Annotated in this window: 19 protein-coding genes; 13 read left to right on the top strand and 6 right to left on the bottom strand. The window is 34.0% G+C overall.

The window, feature by feature from the left end; all coding sequences use genetic code 11:
- Positions 1–105 precede the first annotated feature (105 nt).
- Positions 106–1053: a septum formation inhibitor Maf gene (locus tag ACXGQW_RS05905; RefSeq protein ID WP_457824171.1), complete on the top strand. Its 948-nt coding sequence runs from the start codon at positions 106–108 to the stop codon at positions 1051–1053.
- A 1-nt stretch (position 1054) separates the two neighbouring features.
- On the opposite strand, the gene ACXGQW_RS05900 is transcribed toward ACXGQW_RS05905, so the two are convergent.
- Positions 1055–1693 (bottom strand): ribonuclease H1 domain-containing protein, encoded by a 639-nt coding sequence (locus ACXGQW_RS05900; protein WP_457824170.1) that lies wholly within the window; start codon positions 1691–1693, stop codon positions 1055–1057.
- A gap of 7 nt (positions 1694–1700) precedes the next feature.
- Positions 1701–2264, bottom strand: coding sequence for a phosphoribosylglycinamide formyltransferase (purN, locus tag ACXGQW_RS05895; RefSeq protein ID WP_457824169.1), 564 nt, complete (start codon positions 2262–2264; stop codon positions 1701–1703).
- 179 nt (positions 2265–2443) lie between these two features.
- On the opposite strand from purN, the gene ACXGQW_RS05890 reads away from it, so the two are divergent.
- From ACXGQW_RS05890 to pyk, 5 genes are all read left to right on the top strand, one after another.
- Positions 2444–2677 carry an acyl carrier protein gene (locus ACXGQW_RS05890; protein WP_068828135.1) on the top strand — a complete coding sequence of 78 codons (234 nt, stop codon included), beginning with the start codon at positions 2444–2446 and terminating at the stop codon, positions 2675–2677.
- 18 nt (positions 2678–2695) lie between these two features.
- Positions 2696–3949 carry a beta-ketoacyl-ACP synthase II gene (gene fabF / locus ACXGQW_RS05885; protein ID WP_457824168.1) on the top strand — a complete coding sequence of 418 codons (1254 nt, stop codon included), beginning with the start codon at positions 2696–2698 and terminating at the stop codon, positions 3947–3949.
- A 5-nt stretch (positions 3950–3954) separates the two neighbouring features.
- Positions 3955–4683 (top strand): ribonuclease III, encoded by a 729-nt coding sequence (gene rnc, locus ACXGQW_RS05880; protein WP_457824167.1) that lies wholly within the window; start codon positions 3955–3957, stop codon positions 4681–4683.
- Between the two features lie 103 nt (positions 4684–4786).
- Positions 4787–5272 carry an IPExxxVDY family protein gene (locus tag ACXGQW_RS05875; RefSeq protein WP_457824166.1) on the top strand — a complete coding sequence of 162 codons (486 nt, stop codon included), beginning with the start codon at positions 4787–4789 and terminating at the stop codon, positions 5270–5272.
- A 4-nt stretch (positions 5273–5276) separates the two neighbouring features.
- Positions 5277–6734: a pyruvate kinase gene (pyk, locus tag ACXGQW_RS05870; RefSeq protein ID WP_457824165.1), complete on the top strand. Its 1458-nt coding sequence runs from the start codon at positions 5277–5279 to the stop codon at positions 6732–6734.
- A 58-nt stretch (positions 6735–6792) separates the two neighbouring features.
- Here pyk and ACXGQW_RS05865 read toward each other — a convergent pair whose 3' ends face one another.
- The 4 genes from ACXGQW_RS05865 to ACXGQW_RS05850 form a co-directional block, all read right to left on the bottom strand.
- Entirely contained in the window at positions 6793–7578 is a 786-nt protein-coding gene (locus ACXGQW_RS05865; RefSeq protein WP_457824164.1) for an energy transducer TonB, read from the bottom strand.
- Between the two features lie 102 nt (positions 7579–7680).
- On the bottom strand, positions 7681–9231 hold the full coding sequence (gene pgi / locus ACXGQW_RS05860) for a glucose-6-phosphate isomerase (protein ID WP_457824191.1): 1551 nt from the start codon (positions 9229–9231) through the stop codon (positions 7681–7683).
- Positions 9232–9244: 13 nt separating this feature from the next.
- Positions 9245–10444, bottom strand: a complete 1200-nt coding sequence (locus ACXGQW_RS05855) for a peptidoglycan DD-metalloendopeptidase family protein (RefSeq protein ID WP_457824163.1) — start codon at positions 10442–10444, stop codon at positions 9245–9247.
- Between the two features lie 77 nt (positions 10445–10521).
- Positions 10522–11274, bottom strand: coding sequence for a DUF3108 domain-containing protein (locus tag ACXGQW_RS05850; RefSeq protein ID WP_457824162.1), 753 nt, complete (start codon positions 11272–11274; stop codon positions 10522–10524).
- 125 nt (positions 11275–11399) lie between these two features.
- On the opposite strand from ACXGQW_RS05850, the gene ACXGQW_RS05845 reads away from it, so the two are divergent.
- The 7 genes from ACXGQW_RS05845 to ACXGQW_RS05815 all read left to right on the top strand — a co-directional run bounded on the left by ACXGQW_RS05845 (position 11400) and on the right by ACXGQW_RS05815 (position 23946).
- Positions 11400–12635 carry a 3-deoxy-D-manno-octulosonic acid transferase gene (locus ACXGQW_RS05845; RefSeq protein ID WP_457824161.1) on the top strand — a complete coding sequence of 412 codons (1236 nt, stop codon included), beginning with the start codon at positions 11400–11402 and terminating at the stop codon, positions 12633–12635.
- Positions 12625–13029, top strand: a complete 405-nt coding sequence (locus ACXGQW_RS05840; RefSeq protein WP_457824160.1) for a hypothetical protein — start codon at positions 12625–12627, stop codon at positions 13027–13029. Before ACXGQW_RS05845 ends, ACXGQW_RS05840 begins: the two co-directional genes overlap by 11 nt.
- Positions 13030–13215: 186 nt before the next feature.
- A complete protein-coding gene (locus tag ACXGQW_RS05835) occupies positions 13216–15480 on the top strand; it encodes an NADP-dependent malic enzyme (protein WP_457824159.1) in 2265 nt (754 codons plus the stop codon).
- Between the two features lie 6 nt (positions 15481–15486).
- Positions 15487–16068 (top strand): Holliday junction branch migration protein RuvA, encoded by a 582-nt coding sequence (gene ruvA, locus ACXGQW_RS05830; protein ID WP_457824158.1) that lies wholly within the window; start codon positions 15487–15489, stop codon positions 16066–16068.
- 5 nt (positions 16069–16073) lie between these two features.
- The gene (gene sov, locus ACXGQW_RS05825; RefSeq protein WP_457824157.1) at positions 16074–23201 is read left to right on the top strand and encodes a T9SS outer membrane translocon Sov/SprA; all 7128 of its coding nucleotides are present in this window, start codon (positions 16074–16076) and stop codon (positions 23199–23201) included.
- A gap of 12 nt (positions 23202–23213) precedes the next feature.
- Positions 23214–23594, top strand: a complete 381-nt coding sequence (gene gcvH, locus ACXGQW_RS05820; RefSeq protein WP_457824156.1) for a glycine cleavage system protein GcvH — start codon at positions 23214–23216, stop codon at positions 23592–23594.
- Positions 23560–23946, top strand: a complete 387-nt coding sequence (locus ACXGQW_RS05815; RefSeq protein WP_457824155.1) for a VanZ family protein — start codon at positions 23560–23562, stop codon at positions 23944–23946. Before gcvH ends, ACXGQW_RS05815 begins: the two co-directional genes overlap by 35 nt.
- The last annotated feature ends 31 nt before the right edge of the window (positions 23947–23977 follow it).

Raw genomic sequence — 23977 nt, 5'->3', positions numbered from 1 at the left:
TATACCTATCTATCAGTAAAATACATTAACAAATGTCTGTTTTAAGAAAAATAGGTATATCGCTGGTTCTTATATATTTGTGTCAAACAAACTAAAATTTTTAACATGAGACATCTTAATTTACTGTTGGTAGCAGCGCTAATTGCACTACCATCTGTTGCCCAAAAGGAAGGCAAGACTAAAACGGGAGAAATTCCCGATACTGCTGTAAAAGCTAAAAAAGACTTAAAAACACCTGAGTTATCCTTTAATGATTATTGGTATGATGGAAAGGCGGAGATATCTAGTTACAAGCTAGAGCAGGCAAGGTATGGAGAAATGAGAAAAGGTACGTTAGTAAATGTATTTGTAACAGAAACCTTTTCTCCAAAAGCCAATGCTAAAACTGACACCTCGGATAAGGGAAATGTAAAAGTGTTAAAGCATATTACCGATAAAAATTTTAATACAGGAATTTATTCTTATTCAATATTAAATAGTTCTTTTTATCCAATCGATTCTAAAAAATATAAAAGTTCGTTAAAAGTATCTACGTCACTTCAGGAATGGTGTGGACATGATTATGCTGAACTAGTCAATGAAGGTGGTAAGTACAATGTTAGTTTACATTCGTATTACGAGGGAGAAGGATTTGAGGATAAAGAATTAGGCGAGGACGTGTTTTTAGAAGATGATATTTGGTCTATGATTAGAGTTGAGCCGAAGAAACTAATAACGGGCAAAAAAGTGAAAATGATGCCAAGTTTTTCTTATTTAAGATTTTTGCACAAAGAAATAAAAGGTTACGATGCGGTGCTTAGTTTAAATGAGAAGGATGGAAAAATAACTTACGAAATTGATTATCCAACTTTAAATAGAAACTTACGTATTACTTTTGAAGCTAAATTCCCTAATCGAATTTTAAGTTGGGAAGAAACTTGCTTAGAAGGAAGTGGTGCTATGAGAAAATTATTGACCTCCAAAGCAAAACTAATTAAAACAATAAAATTAGATTACTGGAGTAAAAACACTAATAAAGACCTTTATTTAAGAAAAGAATTGGGAATAGAATAATTTATTTTCTTCCAAAATCAGCAGGAATTTCACCCCATACTTTTGTTTCCCACTTAAGTATGGGGTTTTTGTATATGTTTTCTTGCAGCCATTTTTCTCCACGTTTAATCAAGTCAAACATTTTTTTGTTTTTTGATGTAGGCATTATCTTAGTTCTGCATTGTTTGGCACGTACCCAAGCAATGGCTGTTCTGGAGTCTGAATAAATCGACAAATTTTTCTGATTAATTTGCTGCAAGTAGGCCAAACCGTGAACTAAGGCCAGGAATTCTCCAATATTGTTAGTTCCTTCTTCAAAAGGGCCTTGAATAAAAAGTTGTTGCTTGGTTTGAGTATGAACTCCTCGGTACTCCATGAGTCCAGGATTTCCACTACAAGCAGCATCTACGCTTATAGAGTTTAAATTGGGTTGGCCTATTTCTTTTAACAACGCTTTATCAATAGCGGGTCTTTTGGTGTTCTTGCCTTTGTATTCATCATAAGTTTTGGTAAAAGCAACGTTTGCCTCTTCTTTAGAACTAAAAGATTTGTATTGTGCCCCTTGAAAGCCATCAATACTTTTTTTGCATGCATCCCAAGTCGTAAAAATCCCTGTGTTTTTACCACTCCACACCACATAATATTTTTTGCTTTTAGCCATTCAAAACTTACTTACAAATAGTTTCTTTAATCACTTTAGGGAAGTGTTCATATTCCAAAGCGTGCACTTTTTGCGCAATATCTTCGGGAGTATCGTTTTTGTTTATGGCCGTTTTAGCCTGAAAAATAATGGCTCCCTCATCATAGTTTTCATTCACAAAATGTATGGTAATTCCAGTTTCGGTTTCGTTATTGTTTTTTACTGCGCGGTGTACGTGCATTCCATACATCCCTTTACCGCCATAACTAGGTAATAAAGCAGGATGGATATTGATGATTTTGTTTGGAAAAGCCTCAATAATATTCTCGGGAACTTTAAGTAAAAACCCTGCTAAAACAATAAAATCAGCCTCTGCTTTTAGCAATTCGAGTAAATTAAGATCCTCTTTCATCTCCTTATTAGTGAAAACTCGACTTTTAATTCCCAACTTTTTAGCTCTTTGTAGTACAAAAGCATCCTTTTTGTTCGTTAAAATGTAGGTGATTTCAACATTTTTATCGTTCGAAAAATAATTGGCAATGTTCTCTGCATTGGAACCAGAACCAGAGGCCAAAATAGCTATTTTAATCATATTTAATGGGCTTTACAGCGGTTTTCAAGTTTCTTAACCTGTGTTAGTTGTAGAAAAACGAACTACAAAGATGTGATATTTTTTTTTATCTTAGTGAATATATTTATCAGAAAGATTGTTTGTGGAAACAAAAGTTTTTTATTTTTGTCCCCGGTTTTAAACTTATAAATTATATTATTATGTCAGACATTGCATCAAGAGTAAAAGCAATTATCGTTGATAAATTAGGAGTTGACGAAAATGAAGTAACTGCTGAGGCAAGCTTCACAAACGATTTAGGAGCAGACTCTTTAGATACTGTTGAATTAATTATGGAATTCGAAAAAGAATTTGATATTCAAATTCCAGATGATCAAGCTGAAAACATTGGAACAGTAGGTCAAGCAGTAAGCTTTATTGAGGCTGCTAAATAATTAGAAAATTCTCTATTTATGAAATTGAAACGAGTCGTAGTAACTGGACTTGGTGCATTAACACCAATTGGGAACAATATAGAAGAGTATTGGGATGGTTTAGTGAATGGGAAGAGCGGAGCTGCTCCTATAACACACTTTGATGCTGCCAAGTTCAAAACTCGTTTTGCATGCGAAGTAAAAAACTTTGACGTGAATGATTTTATTCACAGAAAAGAAGCTCGTAAAATGGACAAATTCACGCAATTTGCCATGGTAGTAGCCGATGAGGCTATTACAAATTCAAAATTAAATTTAGATACAGTAGATCCAGATAGAGTAGGTGTTATTTGGGGATGTGGTATTGGTGGTATAGATACTTTTGAGCAACAAGTAATAGACTTTGCTAATGGAGACGGTACCCCAAAATACAACCCATTCTTTATCCCAAAAATGATAGCAGATATAGCCCCAGGGCATATTTCTATTAAGTATGGGTTTAGGGGACCTAACTTTACAACGGTATCTGCTTGTGCATCTTCGGCGAATGCTATTATAGATGCTTTAAATTATATCCGACTAGGACATGCAGATGTTATTGTAACAGGAGGTTCAGAAGCTTCTGTAACTCCAGCTGCTATGGGAGGCTTTAATGCCTTAAAAGCGCTATCTGAAAGTAACGATCATCCAGAATCAGCCTCTAGACCTTTTGACAAAAATCGTAATGGTTTTGTAATGGGAGAAGGTGGTGGAGCCTTGATACTTGAAGAATATGAACATGCTGTAGCTAGAGGGGCTAAAATATACTGCGAAGTAGCAGGAGGTGGTCTATCTGCCGATGCATACCATTTAACCGCACCGCATCCAGAAGGATTGGGAGCAACTAAAGTAATGCAAAACTGTTTGCAAAATGCAGGATTAACTCCAGAAGATGTAGATGCAGTAAATATGCACGGAACATCAACTCCATTAGGAGATGTTGCGGAATTAAAAGCGGTTCAAAAAGTTTTTGGCGATCATGCTTATGATTTAAATATCAACTCTACCAAATCTATGACAGGTCACTTGTTGGGAGCGGCTGGAGCTATTGAGGCCATTGCTTCTGTATTGGCTATGGAAAATGGAATGGTACCGCCAACCATTAACCACGAAGAATTAGATGAACACATAGATCCTAAGTTAAACTTGACTATCAATAAAGCTCAAAAAAGAGACATTAAGGTAGCCATGAGTAACACTTTTGGATTTGGAGGACACAATGCTTGTGTGTTGTTTAAAAAATTAGAAGCTTAATACTTTTGAAATTTTTAAAAAATATAAAGAGATCTCGTTCGTCATCGGACGAGATTTTTTATGCACAAATAAAAAGGACCATAGGTTTTGTGCCTAAAAAACTTCAATTCTACAAAACAGCATTTACTCATACTTCTTTACAAATTAAAGACGAAAAAGGAAATCCTATCAATTTTGAGCGTTTAGAGTATTTGGGAGATTCTATGTTAGGTTCTATTATTGCGGCTTATCTTTTTGACGAAGTACCTGAAGCGAACGAAGGTTATCTCACGCAAATGAGATCTAAAATAGTAAGTAGAGATCACTTAAACGAATTAGGTAAAGATTTAGAATTGTTATCCTTCCTAGATACCAAAGTGTCTAAATCCAAAATGGGAAACAATATTCATGGAAATTTATTTGAAGCTTTAATAGGAGCTATATACCTAGACAGAGGTTACAACTACTGCGTAAAGTTTATCAATAAAAAAGTGATTATTCCCTACGTAGACATCCAAAAATTAGAAGGAAAGATAACCAGTTACAAAGGAGTTTTAATTGAGTGGTCTCAAAAAACAAAGAGGTCTTTAAAATTTCAAAATTACGAAGATTCTGGAAACCAATCGGCTAAGCATTTTAGTGTCAAACTTTTTGTAGATGGCAAAATAGTGTCAAAAGGAAGAGCTACTTCTAAAAAGAGAGCAGAAGAAATGGCTGCAAAAAGAGCCTACTATGCATTTCAGTCCGAAATGTAAATTTTACGATAACGTTTGCGATTTATTGTCCTAATATTTAGGTGAAATTCGATACTATTCGTTAACTTCGTGTTTAAATTTTTACGTATAAATACGTAGTTACATGGCGGCTAATTTTTTAACTCTTTGTGATTTTGATGAGCCCGATTATCGAATAGTTGGGGTACATACGGTTTTACAAGATTATAAATTAGCTTATTTGTTAAATAGTGAAATAAACTTTTGCTTCAAAAGAACAATGCCAGATTTAGATTATGTAATCGAAGGCAAAAAAGCTTTTTTTTCATCATTTGAATTTGAAGATTCTAAAAGGTTAATTAGTTGGTATTTAGCTAGTAACAAATGTAAAGTAGGGCCGTCGAAAGGAAATTCGTTAGGTTTGTTTCAAACGGAAGAGGCTTTTGCTAGTTCTTACGTATATTTGCAGCCAGAGATAAAGGAAGCAGATTTTATTCTAAAGATACAAGGAGATTTTTTAGAATCTAGTTTAAAGAATTTATTAAAGAAGATAAACAAAATAAAAGGTGTTGTTACTGCATATTCAGTAGACACTCATAAACTAAACCACAAAGAATATTTAATTTTTTAAAAATATGTCACAGACTAAAAAAACCAAAATTGTAGCTACGTTAGGTCCTGCTTTAACAGGAAGTAAAGATAAGCTAAGAGAGTTAATGATTTCTGGAGTAAACGTTTTCAGAATTAATTTCTCTCATGCTGATTACGAAGATGTAACTAACAATGTTAATATCATTAGAGAATTAAACGAAGAGTTAGATTTTAACGTTGCAATTTTAGCGGATTTACAAGGTCCTAAATTACGTGTAGGTGTAATGGCAGAAGGAGTTGAGTTAGCTCCTGGAGATGTTTTCAAATTTACTACTGACAAGTGTGAAGGAAACCAAGAAAAGGCTTTTATGACTTACCAACGTTTTCCTAAGGACGTAAAAGTAGGTGAAAAGATTTTAGTTGATGATGGAAAATTATTATTTGAAGTAACCGCTACTAACGGTGAAGATTTAGTAACTACCAAAGTGTTAAGAGGAGGACCTCTAAAGTCTAAAAAAGGAGTTAATTTACCAAATACGGATATTTCTTTACCTGCATTAACAGAGAAGGATATTGAAGATGCTAAGTTTGCTTTAGGATTAGAAGTAGATTGGATGGCATTATCTTTTGTACGTAATCCTGCGGATTTAGATGATATTCACAAATTAATTAAAGAAAACTCTGATATATCTGTTTACAGAACAAGAGTTATTTCTAAGATAGAAAAGCCAGAAGCTTTAGAAAATATAGATGCGATTATTGCTAACACAGATGCTATTATGGTTGCTCGTGGAGATTTAGGAGTTGAAATTCCTATGTCTGAAGTACCTTTAGCTCAAAAAATGTTGGTTAGAAAATGTAAAGAAGCTAAAATTCCTGTAGTAATTGCTACACAAATGATGGAGACAATGATTGAGAACTCTGTACCTACAAGAGCAGAGGTAAATGACGTTGCAAACTCTATTATGGATGGTGCAGATGCAGTCATGTTATCGGGAGAAACTTCTGTAGGAGCTTTTCCTAACGAGGTAATCAAAGTGATGAGACAAATCATTTTAGATGTTGAAAACTCTAGTTTGATTGAAGTGCCAAGAGAATCTCCTAAAGTAGATACTGATTCTGATAAAGCAATTACAAATGCAATTTGTCACCAAGCTGCTTTAGTAGCTGAGGACATTAATGCTAAAGTAATTTCTACAATTACCAATTCAGGTTACACTGCTCAACAAATTTCTGCATTAAGACCAAAATCTCAAATCTTAGCTTTTTCTTCGGACAAGAGAACTTTAGGGATGATGAATATTATGTGGGGAGTAAAAGGAAGATTTTATGAACCAAATACTCCGTATTCTACTGACATTATCAGAGAAGTTAATCAAATAGCTTTTGATACGGGTTATTTAACGGATGGAGATGTTGTGGTTAACTTAACATCTACACCTATCATGGAGCATGGAGATGCCAACACATTGCGCATTTCTAAAGTAGATTTAAGCAAATAAGGATATCATCCTAAAATATATAAAAAGCCCTATTTGACAACAAATAGGGCTTTTTCATTTATTCTACTAAAAACTTAACGGGTAGCGTATAAATAATATTTACAGGTTTTCCATTTTGCTGAGCAGGTTCCATTTTAGGTAGTTTCATCAATATTTTTTCCACTTGCTTACTTAGTTCGGGACGTGCACTTCTCGTTGTGATATCTTCGGTAATATAACCGTTACTACCAATGATAAATTGACTATAGATACTTTGAATTCCAGTTAAATTTAAATCACTGGCTATAGAAGCATCAAATTTTTTGGTAAAAAACTTGCTAATTTTACTGCTAAAACATTTCTTGGATTTAGTTTTGTCGTACTTGTATTTTTCACAACCAGGAAATACAGGAATGTTTTCTACAGAGATAAAAGGGATGTTTTCTTCGTTTTTGTCTTCAATGTCACTAGTGTGCTTAATACTTCCCTCATCTATAACTTCCAAAGGTTCATTATCAGTTGCCCCTAAAGGACTCTCTTTAATGATTAAGTCATTTTCTTCTTTTTTAACATTGTTAGGGTCTGTGATTTCGGTGGGTTTATCTTTAGGTTCTTCAACAGGTTGGTCTACAGTAATTGGAGCTTCTATTTTTTTTGGCTGCTCTTCTATAATGGTATAACGAACAGTCTCTATGTTTTCTTTTTCCGTTACTTTAAAAGATTCATTAAAAGTAGTTTTGGTTGATGCATACGATTTATGTTCAATAAACTGATAGGTGATGAATAAAGAGAGTACTAAGCCAAGCAGTGTAAAAACGCTACTATACTTTTCTAAGTTTGCATTGGGATTTTTTTTAAGCTTCATGATATAAAAAATTGATTAGTTATAATTTTTAGATATCAAGTTAAGTGCCAAAAAAAGCCTAACAATTGATTGTTAGGCTTTTATAAAATATTGAAAAACTTTTTATTTTAAAAGTTTTTTTGCCATTTCTTTTCCTAATTCTACCCCAAACTGGTCAAAACTAAAAATATTCCAAATAATTCCTTGTACAAATATTTTATGTTCGTACATGGCAATTATCTTCCCTAAGCTGTCTGGGCTCAATTTATCTGCAGTTATACAGTTACTAGGCCTGTTCCCAGTAAATACTTTAAAAGGCAATTCTATAGCATCTGCAGCTACTCCGCTTTCTAAAACTTGTTCTTTAGTTTTACCATAGCACAAAGCATCCTGTTGTCCGTAAAAATTGGCCATCAATTTTTTATGATGATCTTCTTTACCGTATAAAGATTTCTCAAAACCAATAAAGTCACAAGGAATTAGTTTAGTTCCTTGGTGTACTAGTTGCATGAAAGCATGTTGCATATTTGTACCTGCAGCACCCCAAATAATAGTTCCTGTTTGGTAGTTTACATCATTTCCATCTCTATCCACAGATTTACCATTACTTTCCATAAATGCTTGCTGTAAATAAGCTGGTAAAGTATTTAGGTATTGAGTATAAGGTAAAACTGCTTCACTTTCTGCTCCGTAGAAGTTATTATACCATATACTTAGTAAGGCTAGAATTACTGGAATATTCTGATCAAACTCGGCAGTTTTAAAATGCTTGTCCATTTCATGTGCACCGTTTAGTAGGGCAGCGTAGTTCTCGTATCCAACAGATAAAGCAATAGATAAACCTACAGCAGACCATAAAGAAAAACGACCTCCTACCCAATTCCACATTGGAAATACGTTTTCAGAATCAATTCCAAAATCAGCAACAGCTTCTAAATTGGTAGATACAGCAACAAAATGTTTAGCAACATCTGTCTCTTTAGCACTCTGTAAAAACCATTCTTTAATGGTTAATGCATTACCTATAGTTTCTTGAGTTGTAAACGTTTTAGAAACAATCACAAATAAAGTAGTTTCAGGATTCAATTTCTTAATCACTTCAGAAACATGGTCTCCATCAATATTAGAAACAAAATGTGTGTTTAAATGGTTTTTGTAGTATTGCAAACCATCCACAACCATATTGGGTCCTAAATCAGAACCTCCAATACCGATATTTACAATGTCGGTAATTTCTTTACCAGTGTACCCTTTCCAGTCTCCAGAAATTACTTTTTCTGTAAATATTTTAATATTTTCTTTAGCTTCATTAACCTCGGGCATTACATCTATTCCTTCAGAAATTACGGCATCTCCACTATTGTTTCTTAGCGCAGTGTGTAATACGGCTCTCCCTTCCGTAGCATTGATTATTTCTCCACCAAAATATTGCTCAATAGCATTGGGTAACTGAGTCTCTTTAGCTAGTTCTATCAAAAGATCCATAGTTTCCTTAGAAACTCGGTTTTTGGAATAGTCTAGTTTTAAGTTATCTAATTTAACACTGTAGTTGTCACTACGATTAGCATCCTCTGCAAATAAATCTTTGATTTCAATATTTTTTGCAGTTTCAAAATGAGCTGTTAATTTTTTCCACGCACTTGTTTGCGTAGGATTGATGTTCTGTAAAGACATGATAAGTAATTTATTAATAGGGTATAGCATCCAATTCTTGTTTAATAGGTGCTATGTGAGTTAAATATTTTTGTTGTATTTCTTTTTTCATAGGCTTGGCAGCCGGAAGCTTTTCTTTTAAAGGATCTACCTGTCTACCGTTCTTCCAAAAACGATAGCATACATGAGGTCCAGAGGTGTTTCCTGTCATTCCAACCCATCCAATTACATCTCCTTGCTTTACGTAATCTCCTTTCTTCACCTTTCTTTTTCTCATGTGCAGGTATTGCGTAGTGTAGGTAGCGTTGTGTTTAATTTTAACATAATTACCATTTCCTCCTCTGTACTTAGATTCTATCACCCTACCATTGGCAGTACTCATAATTGGACTTCCTATGGGAGCAGCAAAATCAGTACCTAAATGTGGTTTCACCCTTCCGTATAAAGCAATTCTCCTTCTCAAATTATATTTAGATGAGATTCTACTAAATTTCAGAGGAGCTTTTAAAAAAGCTCTTCTCAAATTTTTTGCACGATCATCAAAATACTCTTCTATTTTAGTAATGGAATCGGGTACGTAATTAAAAGCGTAAAAAGGTTTTCCTACATGCTCAAAATAGGCAGCAGTAATTCTTCCGATGCCAACAGGAACGGTATCATTAATGTATCGTTGCTCATAAATTACCTTAAATCTGTCGTTCTTTTGTAACCTAAAAAAGTCAATAGTCCAAGCGTAAATTTCGGATAAATCATTTGCTACTACAGGGCTTACATGTTTTTGATCTAGTGATTGAGATAGAGAACTAGTAATAATACCCGAAGCTTTTTTTAATCTGGTAGTTACATCCTTTTTAACTGTTTTAGCAAATATAGAATCTCTAAAATCTACAATAGAATAGTTTACCAAATCATGCTGATAAATAAATACTTGTGCTTTTTCTGTAGAATCTTTTTTTGCCAAAACGGTATAGTTCTTTCCAGCTCTAATCCTTCTAGCGTTAAATTTGGGCTTAATAGTGTTGGCAATTTTATAAATTTTGGGAGTCCAAACATGGTGCTTGTCAAGAATATTTCCAAAGGTTTCGCCTTTTTTTACTTTACTTTTTACAACCTTATAATCGTCTAATTGATAACCAAAGAATTTTTTGGAAACTTTCTCAACTTTTTCTTTTTGCTCCACGTCACTTTTTTTGTCTTCTTCCTTTGAATTACAAGAGGTGAACGCAAGTATCAAAAGGCAGATTAGGCTGATTTTTTTCAAGTCGCTGGAGATTTTAATTTTAACAAACAAAAATACAATTATTTTATGAATTATAGAGTTTTAAAAGGGTGTGCTAAGCCTTCATATTTATCAATATCAGCTTTTAAGGCACCCACAGCTAAATCGGCTTGAATTCTGATTGGAATTCTGTTTTTGTCAGCTGTTATCCATATACTTAAACTTTCTTTGGCTTTAAAAACTCTACCAGATTGTACCATAGGTTTAAATACAAAACACGCTACTTTTCCAAACTTTGTTTTTAGTGTTTCTTTCCCCGTTTTAACCAATTTAAAAGGAAATTTTTTGTGGTCAAAAAACATATCAATTTCTACGGATTGGTTCACGTCCAAGCTGTCTGGCACATTGTTGCGCAAGTAATAAAAAGCAGCAATCATATCATGAACATTTTTGGCAGCAACTCTTTTTTCCTTATTTCTTTTATGATCTACGGTTAACACACTGTCTTTTTCAAAAAATAATTCCACATTTTTTGTGTGTCCTCCCTCTTTTACTTTTCTGATTGCCCTAGTTGGATAACCTGTTTTTTTATGGATAAAAGACTCATATTGGTCATCAACATAAAATACCCATTTTAGCATACCAGAGGTCCATCCTTTGCCGACTACATGTTCGTAAGGCTCACTATCAATTATTTTGTCTTTAACTTCTATACTTGCATAACCAGCATTCACAATACCATAGTGAATTCTAAATTTTATTTTTTCTCCGCTTTTATAAGCTTGATGGTTTTGAGCATAGAGTCCAAATGAAATAAAACAAAGTAGAGATATAATGTATTTCATGTCCGTAATTGTTGGGTTTGTTGATAGGATTATCAAAACGTATTCCAAAATAAAAAATTAAACTCCAAGCTAGCTAAACCCAAGGCTATTTTTTTAGTTTTGTTGTTATGAGATTGTTATATAATATGCTAATTTATTTAGCAAGTTTATTGATTAAAGTGGTAGCTCTTTTTAATGACAAGATGAAATTGTTTGTAGCGGGTAGAAAGCAAACTTTTGAGATTTTAAAGAATAAGTTGAGCGACAAGGATGCTGTGGTGTGGATTCACGCATCTTCCTTGGGTGAGTTTGAGCAAGGAAGGCCTCTGATAGAAGCGATAAAGGCAAAATATCCTAGTTTTAAAATTGTACTCACCTTTTTTTCACCTTCAGGTTATGAGGTTAGAAAAGATTATGAATTGGCAGATGTGGTGTGTTATTTACCATTGGATAGTACCTCTAACGCAAAGCAATTTATCAATCATGTAAATCCAAAGCTAGCAGTATTCATCAAATACGAATTTTGGCCAAATTATTTGCGTGAATTGAGCAAAAATAAAATTCCAACGTTTTTAATTTCGGGTATCTTTAGAGAAGATCAACTATTTTTTAGAGCTCATGGTTTTTGGATGCGTAAACATTTAAAAACAATTCAACATTTCTTTGTACAAGACGTATTATCAGAAAAATTGCTAGAATCTATTGACATCGATACAGTAACTGTAGCAGGAGACACCCGTTTTGACAGGGTTCAAAAACTAGTAGATACTAATAAAAAATTACCGTTTGTAAACGACTTTAAAGATACTAAGCATTTGCTAGTAGCAGGTAGTACATGGCCAGAGGATGAGGAGCAATTAGTACATTATATAAATAATATTTCAGAGAATAATGAGCGATTTATCATAGCACCTCATAACATAACCAAAGAAGGAATTTTAAGACTAAACGAAAAGATAACAAAAAAAGTAATTCTCTTTTCGGAAATGCAAAATCAAGAGATGAAGAACTACGATGTTTTTATTGTAGATACTGTTGGGATTTTGTCAAAAATATACGCTTATGCAGATGTAGCCTATATAGGTGGTGGCTATACCAAAAGTGGAGTTCATAATACTTTGGAAGCAGCTACCTATGGTTTACCTATTGTAATTGGACCCAACTTCAAAAAATTTAAAGAAGTACAAGATTTGGTAGCTCAAAAAGGTTGCGTTAGCATAGATAATACTAATGATTTAATTCATATTCTAAAAGAATTACGTACCAACGATATATTAAGAAATGAAATGTGTAGTATTACCCAACAATATGTTGCTAGTAATTTAGGAGCTACTCAAAAAATTATGTCAACACTTTCAAAATATCTAGAAAATGAAAAATAGCCTTGTAGCTGCTGCGTTGGCTTTTGTAAGCTTATTAGCGTTATCAGATTTAGATTTTTTTAAAACAGTTTTATGGTTTCCAAACTTTTTATGGATTTTGCCTTTTTATCTGTTTTTCAGAATCTCAGTAAGCTATTTTGTTTTAGCTTTTCAGTACAAGGGATTAATAGTTAAAAAATTAGGACTAGTGGGCATCAATTCATTGTTGATTGCTGCGCTATTGTATTTGGGGTTTCAACTATGGAGGTCTAATCAGGGTAATATTCTAAGTACACAGGCTAACGAATTCCACATCACTCTTAAAAATATTTGGTTTTGGATAGTTTACCAGTCCCAGCTTTTACTGTTATTTTTTTCGGCATTTAAGTTATTAGTTACAATAGATCAGAAGTAAGCAAAGGAGCGACATTTATAAAAATAGGAGATCAAACAAATTAAGTTCTTTTGTTTTGCTAAGTTTGCGGCTAATTACAAGTGTTTTAACCTTGTAAAATCTATCCATCAAATAAGTGTTTTATAAAAGAGTATATGCACTTGTTTTATAGGCAAATGTTATATTTGCAGCTATACATTACAAAATATGAGTTATACAAAAAAAGAATTAGAGGCTTTAGACTATCACGAAAAACCACAACCAGGTAAAATAAAGGTAGTGCCAACAAAAAAATACGCAACGCAAAGAGACTTGGCTTTGGCTTATTCTCCGGGAGTTGCTACCCCTTGTTTAGCTATTGAGAAAAATATTGAGGATGCTTACAAATACACTTCAAAAGGTAACTTAGTAGCGGTAATATCTAACGGTACAGCTGTTCTAGGACTTGGAGATATTGGGCCTTTGGCAGGTAAGCCTGTAATGGAAGGTAAAGGACTCCTGTTCAAAATTTTTGCTGATATTGATGTTTTTGACATTGAAGTAGACACCAAGGATGTAGATAAATTTATAGAAACTGTAAAAATGATTGCTCCTACCTTTGGAGGAATCAATCTAGAAGATATCAAAGCTCCAGAGGCTTTTGAAATTGAAAGAAGATTAAAAGAGGAATTGGATATTCCCGTAATGCACGATGACCAACACGGAACTGCAATTATTTCTGCAGCTGCTTTAAAGAATGCCATTGAATTAACGGGGAAAGATATTTCCAAGGTAAGAGTAGTTGTAAATGGAGCAGGAGCGGCAGCTATTTCTTGTACCAAACTATACAAAGCATTGGGTGTTGCCTCGAACAACATTTTAATGTGCGATAGTAAAGGAGTGATTAGTACCAAACGTGAAGACCTCAATGCTCAGAAAAAAGAGTTTGCTGTAGATACTGAGTTTACCACTTTAGCAGAAGCCATTAATGGAGCCGATGTTTTTATCGGTTTGTCTGTAGCTGGGGCATTAACTCCAGAAATGTTAGCAACAATGGAAAGCGATCCTATCGTTTTTGCCATGGCAAATCCTGTTCCAGAGATTGATTACGATTTGGCAGTTGCTACTCGTAAGGACATTATTATGGCGACAGGGCGTTCAGATTATCCTAATCAAGTAAATAATGTTTTAGGGTTTCCTTTTATTTTTAGAGGAGCTTTGGATGTTAGAGCGACAGGAATTAACGAAGAAATGAAAATGGCAGCCGTAACAGCTTTGGCTGAAATGGCTAAAAAAAATGTTCCAGAACAAGTAAATATAGTTTACGGAGAAAAAAACTTACAATACGGAAGAGAATACATCATTCCTAAACCATTCGATCCAAGGTTGATTTATGAATTGCCACCTGCCATTGCTAAAGCAGCAATGGATAGTGGTATTGCTAAAAATCCTATCAAAGATTGGGATGCTTACGTGCACGAGTTAATGGAGCGTTCAGGAGCAGGAAGTAAATTTGAGCGTATGTTGGTTACTCGCTCTCAAAAAGATCCTAAAAGAGTGGTTTTTCCAGAAGCGGAGCACTTAAACGTTTTAAAGGCTGCACAAATTGTAAGTGATGATGGTATTGCCAAACCAATTCTTTTGGGAAATGTTGAGCTTATTAAAACATTAAAGAAAGATATTGGATTTGATACAGAAGTAGAGATTATTGATCCTAAGTCTGAAGAATACAAAGACAAAGTAGAAGAATACGCAGAAAAGTTTTGGATAAAACGTCAACGTAAAGGAATTCGATTATTAGATGCTCAAAAGCACATGATTACTCGTAATTATTTTGCAGCGATGATGGTAGACCAAGGAGATGCAGATGCAATGGTATCTGGATATTCTAGAAATTACCCCTCTACGGTAAAACCTATTTTTGAAACCATTGGAAAGCGATCAGAAGTTTCCAGAATTGCAGGAGCTAATATTATGCTAACGGCTAAAGGACCATTAATTTTTACAGATACTACAGTAAATATTGATCCTCAAGCAGAAACGTTAGCGAACATTGCGGAGCTAGCAAGTGATATGGCAAAAATATTTGCAATTGAGCCACATATTGCGATGTTATCTTATACCAACTTTGGGGGAGTGGCTTCTAAGGGAGTTTCAAATGTTAGCAAGGCAGTGGATATTTTAAAGCAGAGAAGACCTGATTTAAATGTAGATGGACCTATTCAGGCAGATTTTGCATTGAATAAAGATTTGTTAGAAAAACAATTCTCTTTTTCAGACTTAAGTGGAAAAGAAACAAATACCTTTGTTTTTCCTAGTTTAGATGCCGCTAACATATCTTATAAAATGATTAAGGAGTTGGCAGACACTACCTCTATTGGACCTGTGTTGATGGGATTAAATAAACCAGCACACGTTGTACAGTTAGGAGCTAGCGTAGAAGAAATAGTAAATATTACGGCAGTCGCAGTAATAGATGCTCAAAATCAATAAAATAAAATGATTACCCATTTAAAAGGTAAACTAGTAGAAAAAAATCCAACTTACGCCATTGTGGAATGCAATGGTGTAGGTTATTTTTTACATATATCCTTAAACACTTATTCTCAAATTCCAGATGCTGAGTTGTTAACGCTATATACTCAGTTAATTGTTAAAGAAGATTCTCATACTTTATATGGTTTTTCAACTACGCTTGAAAGAGAAATTTTCAAATTATTAATCTCTGTATCCGGAATTGGACCTAGTATTGCTAGAACCATGTTATCATCATTAACTACCGAAGAAATACAACAGGCTTTAGCATCAGAAAATGTTGCGGTTATTCAATCCGTAAAAGGGATTGGTGCAAAAACAGCCCAAAAAGTAATCATCGAATTAAAAGATAAAATTGTAAAAACATATAATATCGAAGAAACTTCTTCTGTGTTAAACAATAGTGTGAAAGATGAAGCGTTATCTGCTCTAGAAGTTTTAGGTTTTGTAAAACGTCAGGCAGAAAAAGTAATTACCTCAATTTTAAAGGAAACCCCAGATGCCAGTGTTGAGAAACTAATTAAATTAGCGCTAAAAAAATTATAAGGAGTTTGAACAAGTGTTTTCAAATAATATTTTTATTCCTATTTGTTATAGCTAGTGGGGTAGGTCAGGAAAAAGAAAATCAAAATTCTGAACCTGAAAAAGAAGCCCACACCTATTCTTTTGATAACAAGAAAGATGGAACACTTTATTTAAAAAATCCCTCCGAAGAAAAAATAGAATATGACTACAAAATTGGAAGATATATCATTAGAGAACGTATCGGGAAATCTAGTTTTACAACTCCTAAATACCTAACGGAGGAAGAGTATAAAAAATACAGACTTAAAAAAGATATTCAAGAATACTTTGACTCGAAAACTGCTGCCATAGAAGGTAAAGAAGGTAGTGAAGAAGCTCAAAAAGATTTATTGCCATCACTCTACGTAAATAACAAGTTTTTTGAAACACTATTTGGAGGTACAGAAATAAAATTAGTGCCAAGAGGGTCTGTAACACTAAGACTAGGGTTGCTTTATCAAAATGTAGAAGACCCACTTTTATCCGAAGAAAACAGGAAAAGTATTACTCCTGAATTTGATCAGCAAATAAGAGCCAATTTAACGGCCAAGGTAGGAGAGCGTTTAACAGCAGATGTTAATTACGATACCCAATCTACTTTTTCTTTCCAGAATCAATTAAAATTAGAATACACTCCTGGCGAAGATGATATTTTAAGGAGTTTAGAGGTTGGTAATATCAATATGGATATTAAAAACAACCTAATTACAGGGTCGCAAAGTTTGTTTGGTGTTAAAGCAAAATTACAATTTGGGGCTACTACGGTAACAGGGGTGTTTTCTCAGCAGCAGTCTCAATCTAGAAATATTATTGCTGAGGGGGGTTCTGCTTTAACTGAATTTGAGCTAAGAACCACACAGTACGATAACAATAGACACTTTTTTTTAGGACAATATTTCAGAAATAATTATAACAGGGCTTTAGAAAGATTGCCTTTGATTAACTCTGCTATACAAATTACCAAAGTAGAAGTTTGGGTTACCAACAGAAATACAAACACACAAGACGTAAGAAATGTTGTTGCTTTGGTAGATGTTGGAGAGTCTGGAAGAGATGTTTACGACAACACTACTAGCAACATAACCAATCAGTCTGGTTTTGTGCAAGAAACCCCAATCAATCCAATTACTCAAATTCCAGGAAATAATGCCAACACCTTAAACAGGTTTATCGGAACTGATAAAACGGCTTTAAGAGAGATAGAAAATGTACCTACAGCACTGAGTGGATTAGAGCAAGGACGAGAATACGCTATTGTAGAAAATGCTAGAAAACTAGATAGCAACGAATTTACTTTTCACAGACAGCTAGGATACGTTTCTCTTAATTCCCGTTTAAACGATGGAGATGTTTTAGCCATTGCTTACGAATATACAACAGGAGGGGAAACTTATAGAGTTGGAGAATTGTCTACAGATGGTATAGAGAGCGGCCAGAATTTAGTGGTAAAGTTAATAAGACCTCAACTTATAGATACTACAGATATCGTGTGGAATTTATTAATGAAAAATATTTACAACATTGGAGCTTTTAACTTGCAAAGAGACGGATTTAGGTTTAATGTGTTGTATAGGGATGACCAAAGAGGACAGGCTACAAATAATCTGTTTAGTGCTACCGAACAAGGTATTAGGGAAAGAACTCTTTTAAACATATCTCGACTAGATAGATTAGATCCTAATAATAATTTGACCTCCAAGAAAGCAGGTACAAACTTTGAAAGAGGAGATGGTTTTTTTGATTTTATCGAAGGAATTACCGTGAAGTCCCAAAGTGGGTCTATTATATTTCCTGTAATAGAACCTTTTGGTAGAGATTTAGAAAATATTTTAAGTGAGCCATCAGATATTGATAAGTTTGTTTTTAACGAATTGTATACTACCACAGTTTCGGTAGCAGAAAACGATTTTCAGGACAAGGATAAATTTTTAATGAAAGGTTTGTACACCTCTAGTGCTGCCGATGGAATTCCTTTAGGAGCTTTTAATGTGCCAAGAGGTTCTGTAACAGTAACTGCGGGAGGGATTGCCTTAATTGAAGGAGTAGATTATACAGTAGATTACTTTGCAGGAAGGGTGAAAATTATCAATCCAGCCATAGAGTCTTCAGGGCAAGCCATTAATGTTTCCTTGGAAAATAATACGTTTTTTAATCAACAACAAAAAACATTTGTAGGGGTAGACGTAGAACACAAATTTAGTGACCAATTTGTTTTGGGAGCTACATTCTTAAATGTTAAAGAAAGACCTATCACCAATAAAGTTCAGTTTGGGCAAGATCCAATTAACAACTCTATGTTTGGGTTAAATGTTAATTACAGTGCAGAGGTTTCGCAACTAACAGATTTGGTAAATTATTTGCCCAATATAGATACGGATGCCAAATCTAATATTTCTGTAAGGGGTGATTTTGCGTACTTAAGACCTAGTACCCCTTCTAGTATCGATATAGGAGGTGAGGCAACTACTTATATTGATGATTTTGAAGGAGCTCAAATACCCATCAACATTGGTACGGCTCAAAATTGGTCTTTGTCAAGTGTGCCACTTGGATTTGATGGACAAGATTTTGGAGTGGGTGCAAACGGTTCAGACAACGTAAACGATATAGAATCCGGATTCAAAAGAGCAAAATTATCTTGGTACACAATCGATCAATTATTTTACAATTCTTCTTCTCTAAGACCTGGTAATATCGATCCAAATGAATTGTCTAGAGCCGAAGTAAGACCTGTGGAAAGTAGGGAGTTGTTTCCAGAGCGTAATTTAGATGTAACTCAAAGAAACAACCTTCGAACATTTGATTTAACGTACTATCCAACTGAAAGAGGACCCTACAATTATTCTTCAGACGATAGCGATGCCAATAGTAGAATATTAAATGAACCAGAAGAAAATTGGGCGGGAATTACAAGAGGATTGGTTACTACGGATTTTCAAAGATCTAACATTCAGTACATAGATTTTTGGCTTCAAGACCCGTATGATAATTATAGCATTAGAAATAACACCGAGGCAGAGGGAAATATTGACACAACGGAACTACTAAGTCAACAAGGAAAACTATACATCAATTTAGGAAGTATATCCGAAGATATTTTACGAGATAATCGAAAGATGTTTGAAAATGGTTTGCCAGACGATGGAGCCATTGATAGAGGTATTGATTCTACTGCAGTAGCGAATATCCCTACCGAAAAATCGCTGTTATATGCCTTTGAACAAAACGATAATGCTAGACGTAACCAAGATGTTGGATACGATGGGATGAATGATAGAAGGGAAAAAAATAGATTGGTTTCTGAAGGAGCTGATGCTAACGTAATTGCTCTTGACGATCCATCATCAGATAACTATCGCTTTTTTAGAAGTGGTTTCTATGATAGCCAAAACGCTTCTATTTTAAGAAGATATAAAGATTTTAATAATCCAGAAGGAAACTCGCCAACAGCAGCGTTAAATCCAGAATCTTTTCCAACGTCTGCCACAAACAATCCTGATGTGGAAGATGCCGACAGAGATCAGACAATGAATACGCTTGATTCTTATTGGCAGTACGAAATAGATTTATCTAAAAATAATTTGAATAAAGGTTCGAACGATTTTATTATTGACGAAAGAACCACCACAGTTACTTTAGAAAACGGAGCACAAAGAGATTTTAAATGGTATTTGTTTAGAGTGCCTATAAGTGTAGGGGAGTCTATTGGGAACATTAATAGTTTTCAGTCTATTAGATTTATGAGAATGTTTTTAACAGACTTTGAAACCCCTATCAATTTACGTTTTGCTGATTTTCAGTTGGTGCGTGGAGATTGGAGAATTTACGATGAGGTAATTCAAGAAGATGATACTGAAGTAGAGAGACAACCTAGCGATACCAATAACTTAATTGAATCTGGAGTGGTAAACATTGAGGAAAATGAAAGGAGAGTTCCTATCAATTATATTTTACCTCCAACAATTTCTAGGGAAAATTTACAAGGAACCTCAAATGTGTTACAACAAAATGAGCAGTCTTTAACAGTTACAGTAGATAATTTAGAACAAAATAAAACGGTAGGAGTTTTTAAAAATATTACTACTGATATGCGTATGTTTAAACGTTTAAAAATGTTTATCCATGCAGAAGAATTGTTATTAAACACTGTGAATGATGATGATTTGGTAGCCGTAATAAGGCTGGGTAGTGATACAAACGAAAACTATTACCAAATAGAAATTCCGTTGAAACCTACAAGAGTCTCAAATCTTTCTGCATCAAATGCTTTAAGTGCCTCCGCAGTTTGGCCCGAGGTAAATAGCTTAGATGTTTCTTTATTTGAGATGACTAAAGTTAAACTAGACAGGGATAAGGAGGGTGTCCTAAACGATCAGTTATTTCCAGCCACAGTAGACAACAGCAGAGTCGCTTTAAGGGTAAAGGGAAATCCTAATTTATCCAATATAAGAACTATGTTTTTGGGAATTAAAAATGTAGATGTTGTTCCTAAATCTGCCGAAATTTGGTTTAACGAGTTGCGATTGAGCGGTTTTGATAACCAAGGAGGTTGGGCAGCTCAGGTTTCTGCGGATGCAAACTTTGCAGATTTTGCTAAGGTAGCAGTGAACGGAGGATATCAATCCATAGGATTTGGAGGGATAGATCAAAGCGTGAACGAAAGAAGTCAAGAAGAAATTAAAAATTACAGCATTAACACAAGTGTAAATGCGGGTCAGCTTTTACCCAACGATTGGAACGTTAGAATTCCTTTTAACTACACAGTTTCCGAAGAAATTAGTACTCCAAAGTTTGATCCAAAATACGAAGATGTATTGTCAGAGGATGCAAAAGATATCAATCCAAACAGTAATTCAACAGACATCACAAGTAAACGTAGGAGCATTAGTTTAATCAACGTAAAAAAAGACAAATCAGACGGGAGTTTAAAAAAACCTAAGATTTACGATATAGAAAATTTTAGTGTGTCTTACAGCTATAGCGACATTTCTAACGAAAGTTATACTATAGAAAAAGATTTAAAGCAAACAGTAAATGCATCGGCTAACTATGCCTTTAAATTTAAGCAAATAGAAGTGGTTCCTTTTAAAAAGGTTGCTTTTCTAAAGAATGACAATTTAAGTTTGTTACGAGACTTTAACTTCAATTTGTTACCCTCCAATATTGCAGTAAACAGTTCTGTAAATAGAAATTTTAGCGAGTACAAAACAAGAGATTTACTAGAACCTGGAGAAGGAAGTGTTGAGATTCCTACCCTAAAGCAACGCAATTTTATGTTCGATTGGGATTATAGAATTGGTTACAAACTAACCAAAGCAATCAACTTAGATTTTAATGCTAGTAACAGTCATATTTTTGATTCTTTTGAGCGAGTAGAAACAGCAGCTGAAGAGCAAGAATTAGAATCTATTGGGTTGTATTCAGACTTTTTCAACGTAGGAAGACCCAATAACTACAATCAAACATTAGTAGCTAACTATAAAATACCTATTGACAAGTTACCTTTGATGAATTTTGTAAGCGCAGATTATTCTTACAATGCAAACTTTAGCTGGCAGGCAGCTTCACCATCATTTGAAGACGAAATAGGAAATACGATACAGAATGGAAACACTCACAACATTTCTGGAACTTTAAATTTTTCCAAATTTTACACAACCATAGGCCTTAAAAAATGGTTCAAAACAAATAAAAAGAGCACTAATAAACCTTCCATTGGTAGAAATAAAGCTAGCAGTAAAAACAAAACTTCTGCAGGTACTATTCTGTACAACTTTTTAAGCGCATTTAAAACTGCTAGAGTTAGTTATAACGAAAATAGGAGTAGCTCTTTAGATGGTTACGCTCCAAGTGTTGGGTTTTTGGGGAGAGATAGATTTAGAGGGGGTTATGCTCCAGGGTTGGGTTATGTTTTTGGAGAACAAACGGATATCGTGAACAGAGCTGTAGAAAATCAATGGCTATTAGGAAGACAGGATACTTTAGGAGCTCCTGTTTATAACAAAAATTTTAACAGAACTAAATTCACAACGCTTAATTACGATGTTACTGTTAAACCTATTAGGGATTTGAATATTCAATTTACTGGAGATAGAAGTTTTTCCGAAAGTACCCAGCAACAAATAGACTTTATTGCAGGAGAAGATTCGATAGAATCTACTCAAGAAACAAAGTCTGGTAGCTACAACATTTCTTATTCATTGATAAAAACGGCTATCAATAGCAATCCAGATGAGTTATTTAACACGTTTGTACAAAATAGATCTCAAATTGTTGATGAAATACATGGCGATTATAGAGCTCAATTAGCAGGTGCAGCTGATCAAATGGAAAGAGATAGGTTAGAAAGCCAAGGGTTAAATAGCCAAGAGGTATTAATACATTCCTTCTTAGCTGCTTATGGAGGGAATGATGCTAAAAGCTCTGATAAAACGATTTTCAAAAAAATTCCAATACCCAATTGGCAAATAACTTATAGAGGTTTAATGAAGTTAGGTTTCTTTAAAAAGAGGTTTAGCAATTTTACATTGAGCCATGGATATAATTCCTCCTATACCATCAATAATTTTTCTAATAATTTAAACCCAGATTTGTCAAATCCGTTTCAACCAAGAGATTTTGTCTATTCTGGAGTTACACTGGTAGATGCATTTTCTCCACTGATAAAACTTGATGTAAAATTAAAAAATTCGTTATCGTTTAGAGGAACTATAAACACCAACAGAACTTTATCACTAAATTTAAACAACGCAACATTATCAGAAATAAACGGAAAAGAATATGTGCTTGGGTTTGGTTACAGAATAAAAGACGTTAAAATTAAAACCAAGTTTTTACGAAAAAGGAGAACTCTAAAGGGAGATATTAATATTAAAGCAGATGTGTCTTATAAAACGGACGTTACCAATATAAGAAGTGTCGACTCAGAAGCCAACCAGCCGGTGGGAGGGCAAAACTTATTAGGAATTAAAGTTGCTGCAGATTATAATTTAAGTCGTAGTTTTACTGCGTCTTTATATTACGACCAAAATGTTGCGAGTTATGCAATATCAACCTTGTATCCAAGACAATCTATTAATGCAGGATTGAGTTTAGTATATAACCTAGGAAACTAAAAATAATATAGAATGAATTTTCCAGAAGAATTAAAGTACACAAAAGATCACGAATGGGTAAAAATTGAGGGAGACCTTGTTGTGATAGGGATTACAGATTTTGCTCAAAGTGAATTGGGAGATATCGTATATGTGGATGTAGATACATTAGATGAAACAGTAGAAGCAAACGAAGTATTTGGATCTGTAGAAGCTGTTAAAACGGTGTCAGATTTATTCATGCCTGTTACAGGAGAAGTAGTAGCCTTTAATGAAGAATTAGAAGATGAACCCGAATCAGTAAACGAAAACCCGTACGAAAAAGGGTGGATGATTAAAGTAAAACCTACTAATATTAGTGATGTAGATACCCTTTTAGATGCGGCAGCTTATAAAGAACTTATTGGAGCGTAACAGCTTGTTTTTTGCTATAGCTTTTAGTGTTCTAATACTGATTTTAAGTTTAATTAAAACAGATGGAATTCCAAAAATAAGTTATAGTCATATAGACAAGGTGGAGCACTCAATAGCTTATGCGGTCATGACATTTTTTTGGGTCTTATCTTATCAATTAGGTAAAATAAAAGTTCATTTGTTAATTTTAATGTCGTCAATCATTGTTTTTGGTGTTATTATTGAAATATTGCAAATGAAGTTAACAGCCCACAGAACAGGTGATATACTTGATGTATTGGCAAATTCATTTGGTGTTATTATAGGGTACTTTTTTTTCAAATTAGTTAACCGTATATATTTGCAAGTGTAATTCTAATTTCGTTATTTTAGCGAACTAAAAT

This window comes from Wenyingzhuangia sp. IMCC45533 (assembly GCF_054111225.1).
The sequence above is the reverse complement of the archived record's forward strand: the minus strand, read 5'-3'. Positions and strand labels throughout refer to the sequence as shown.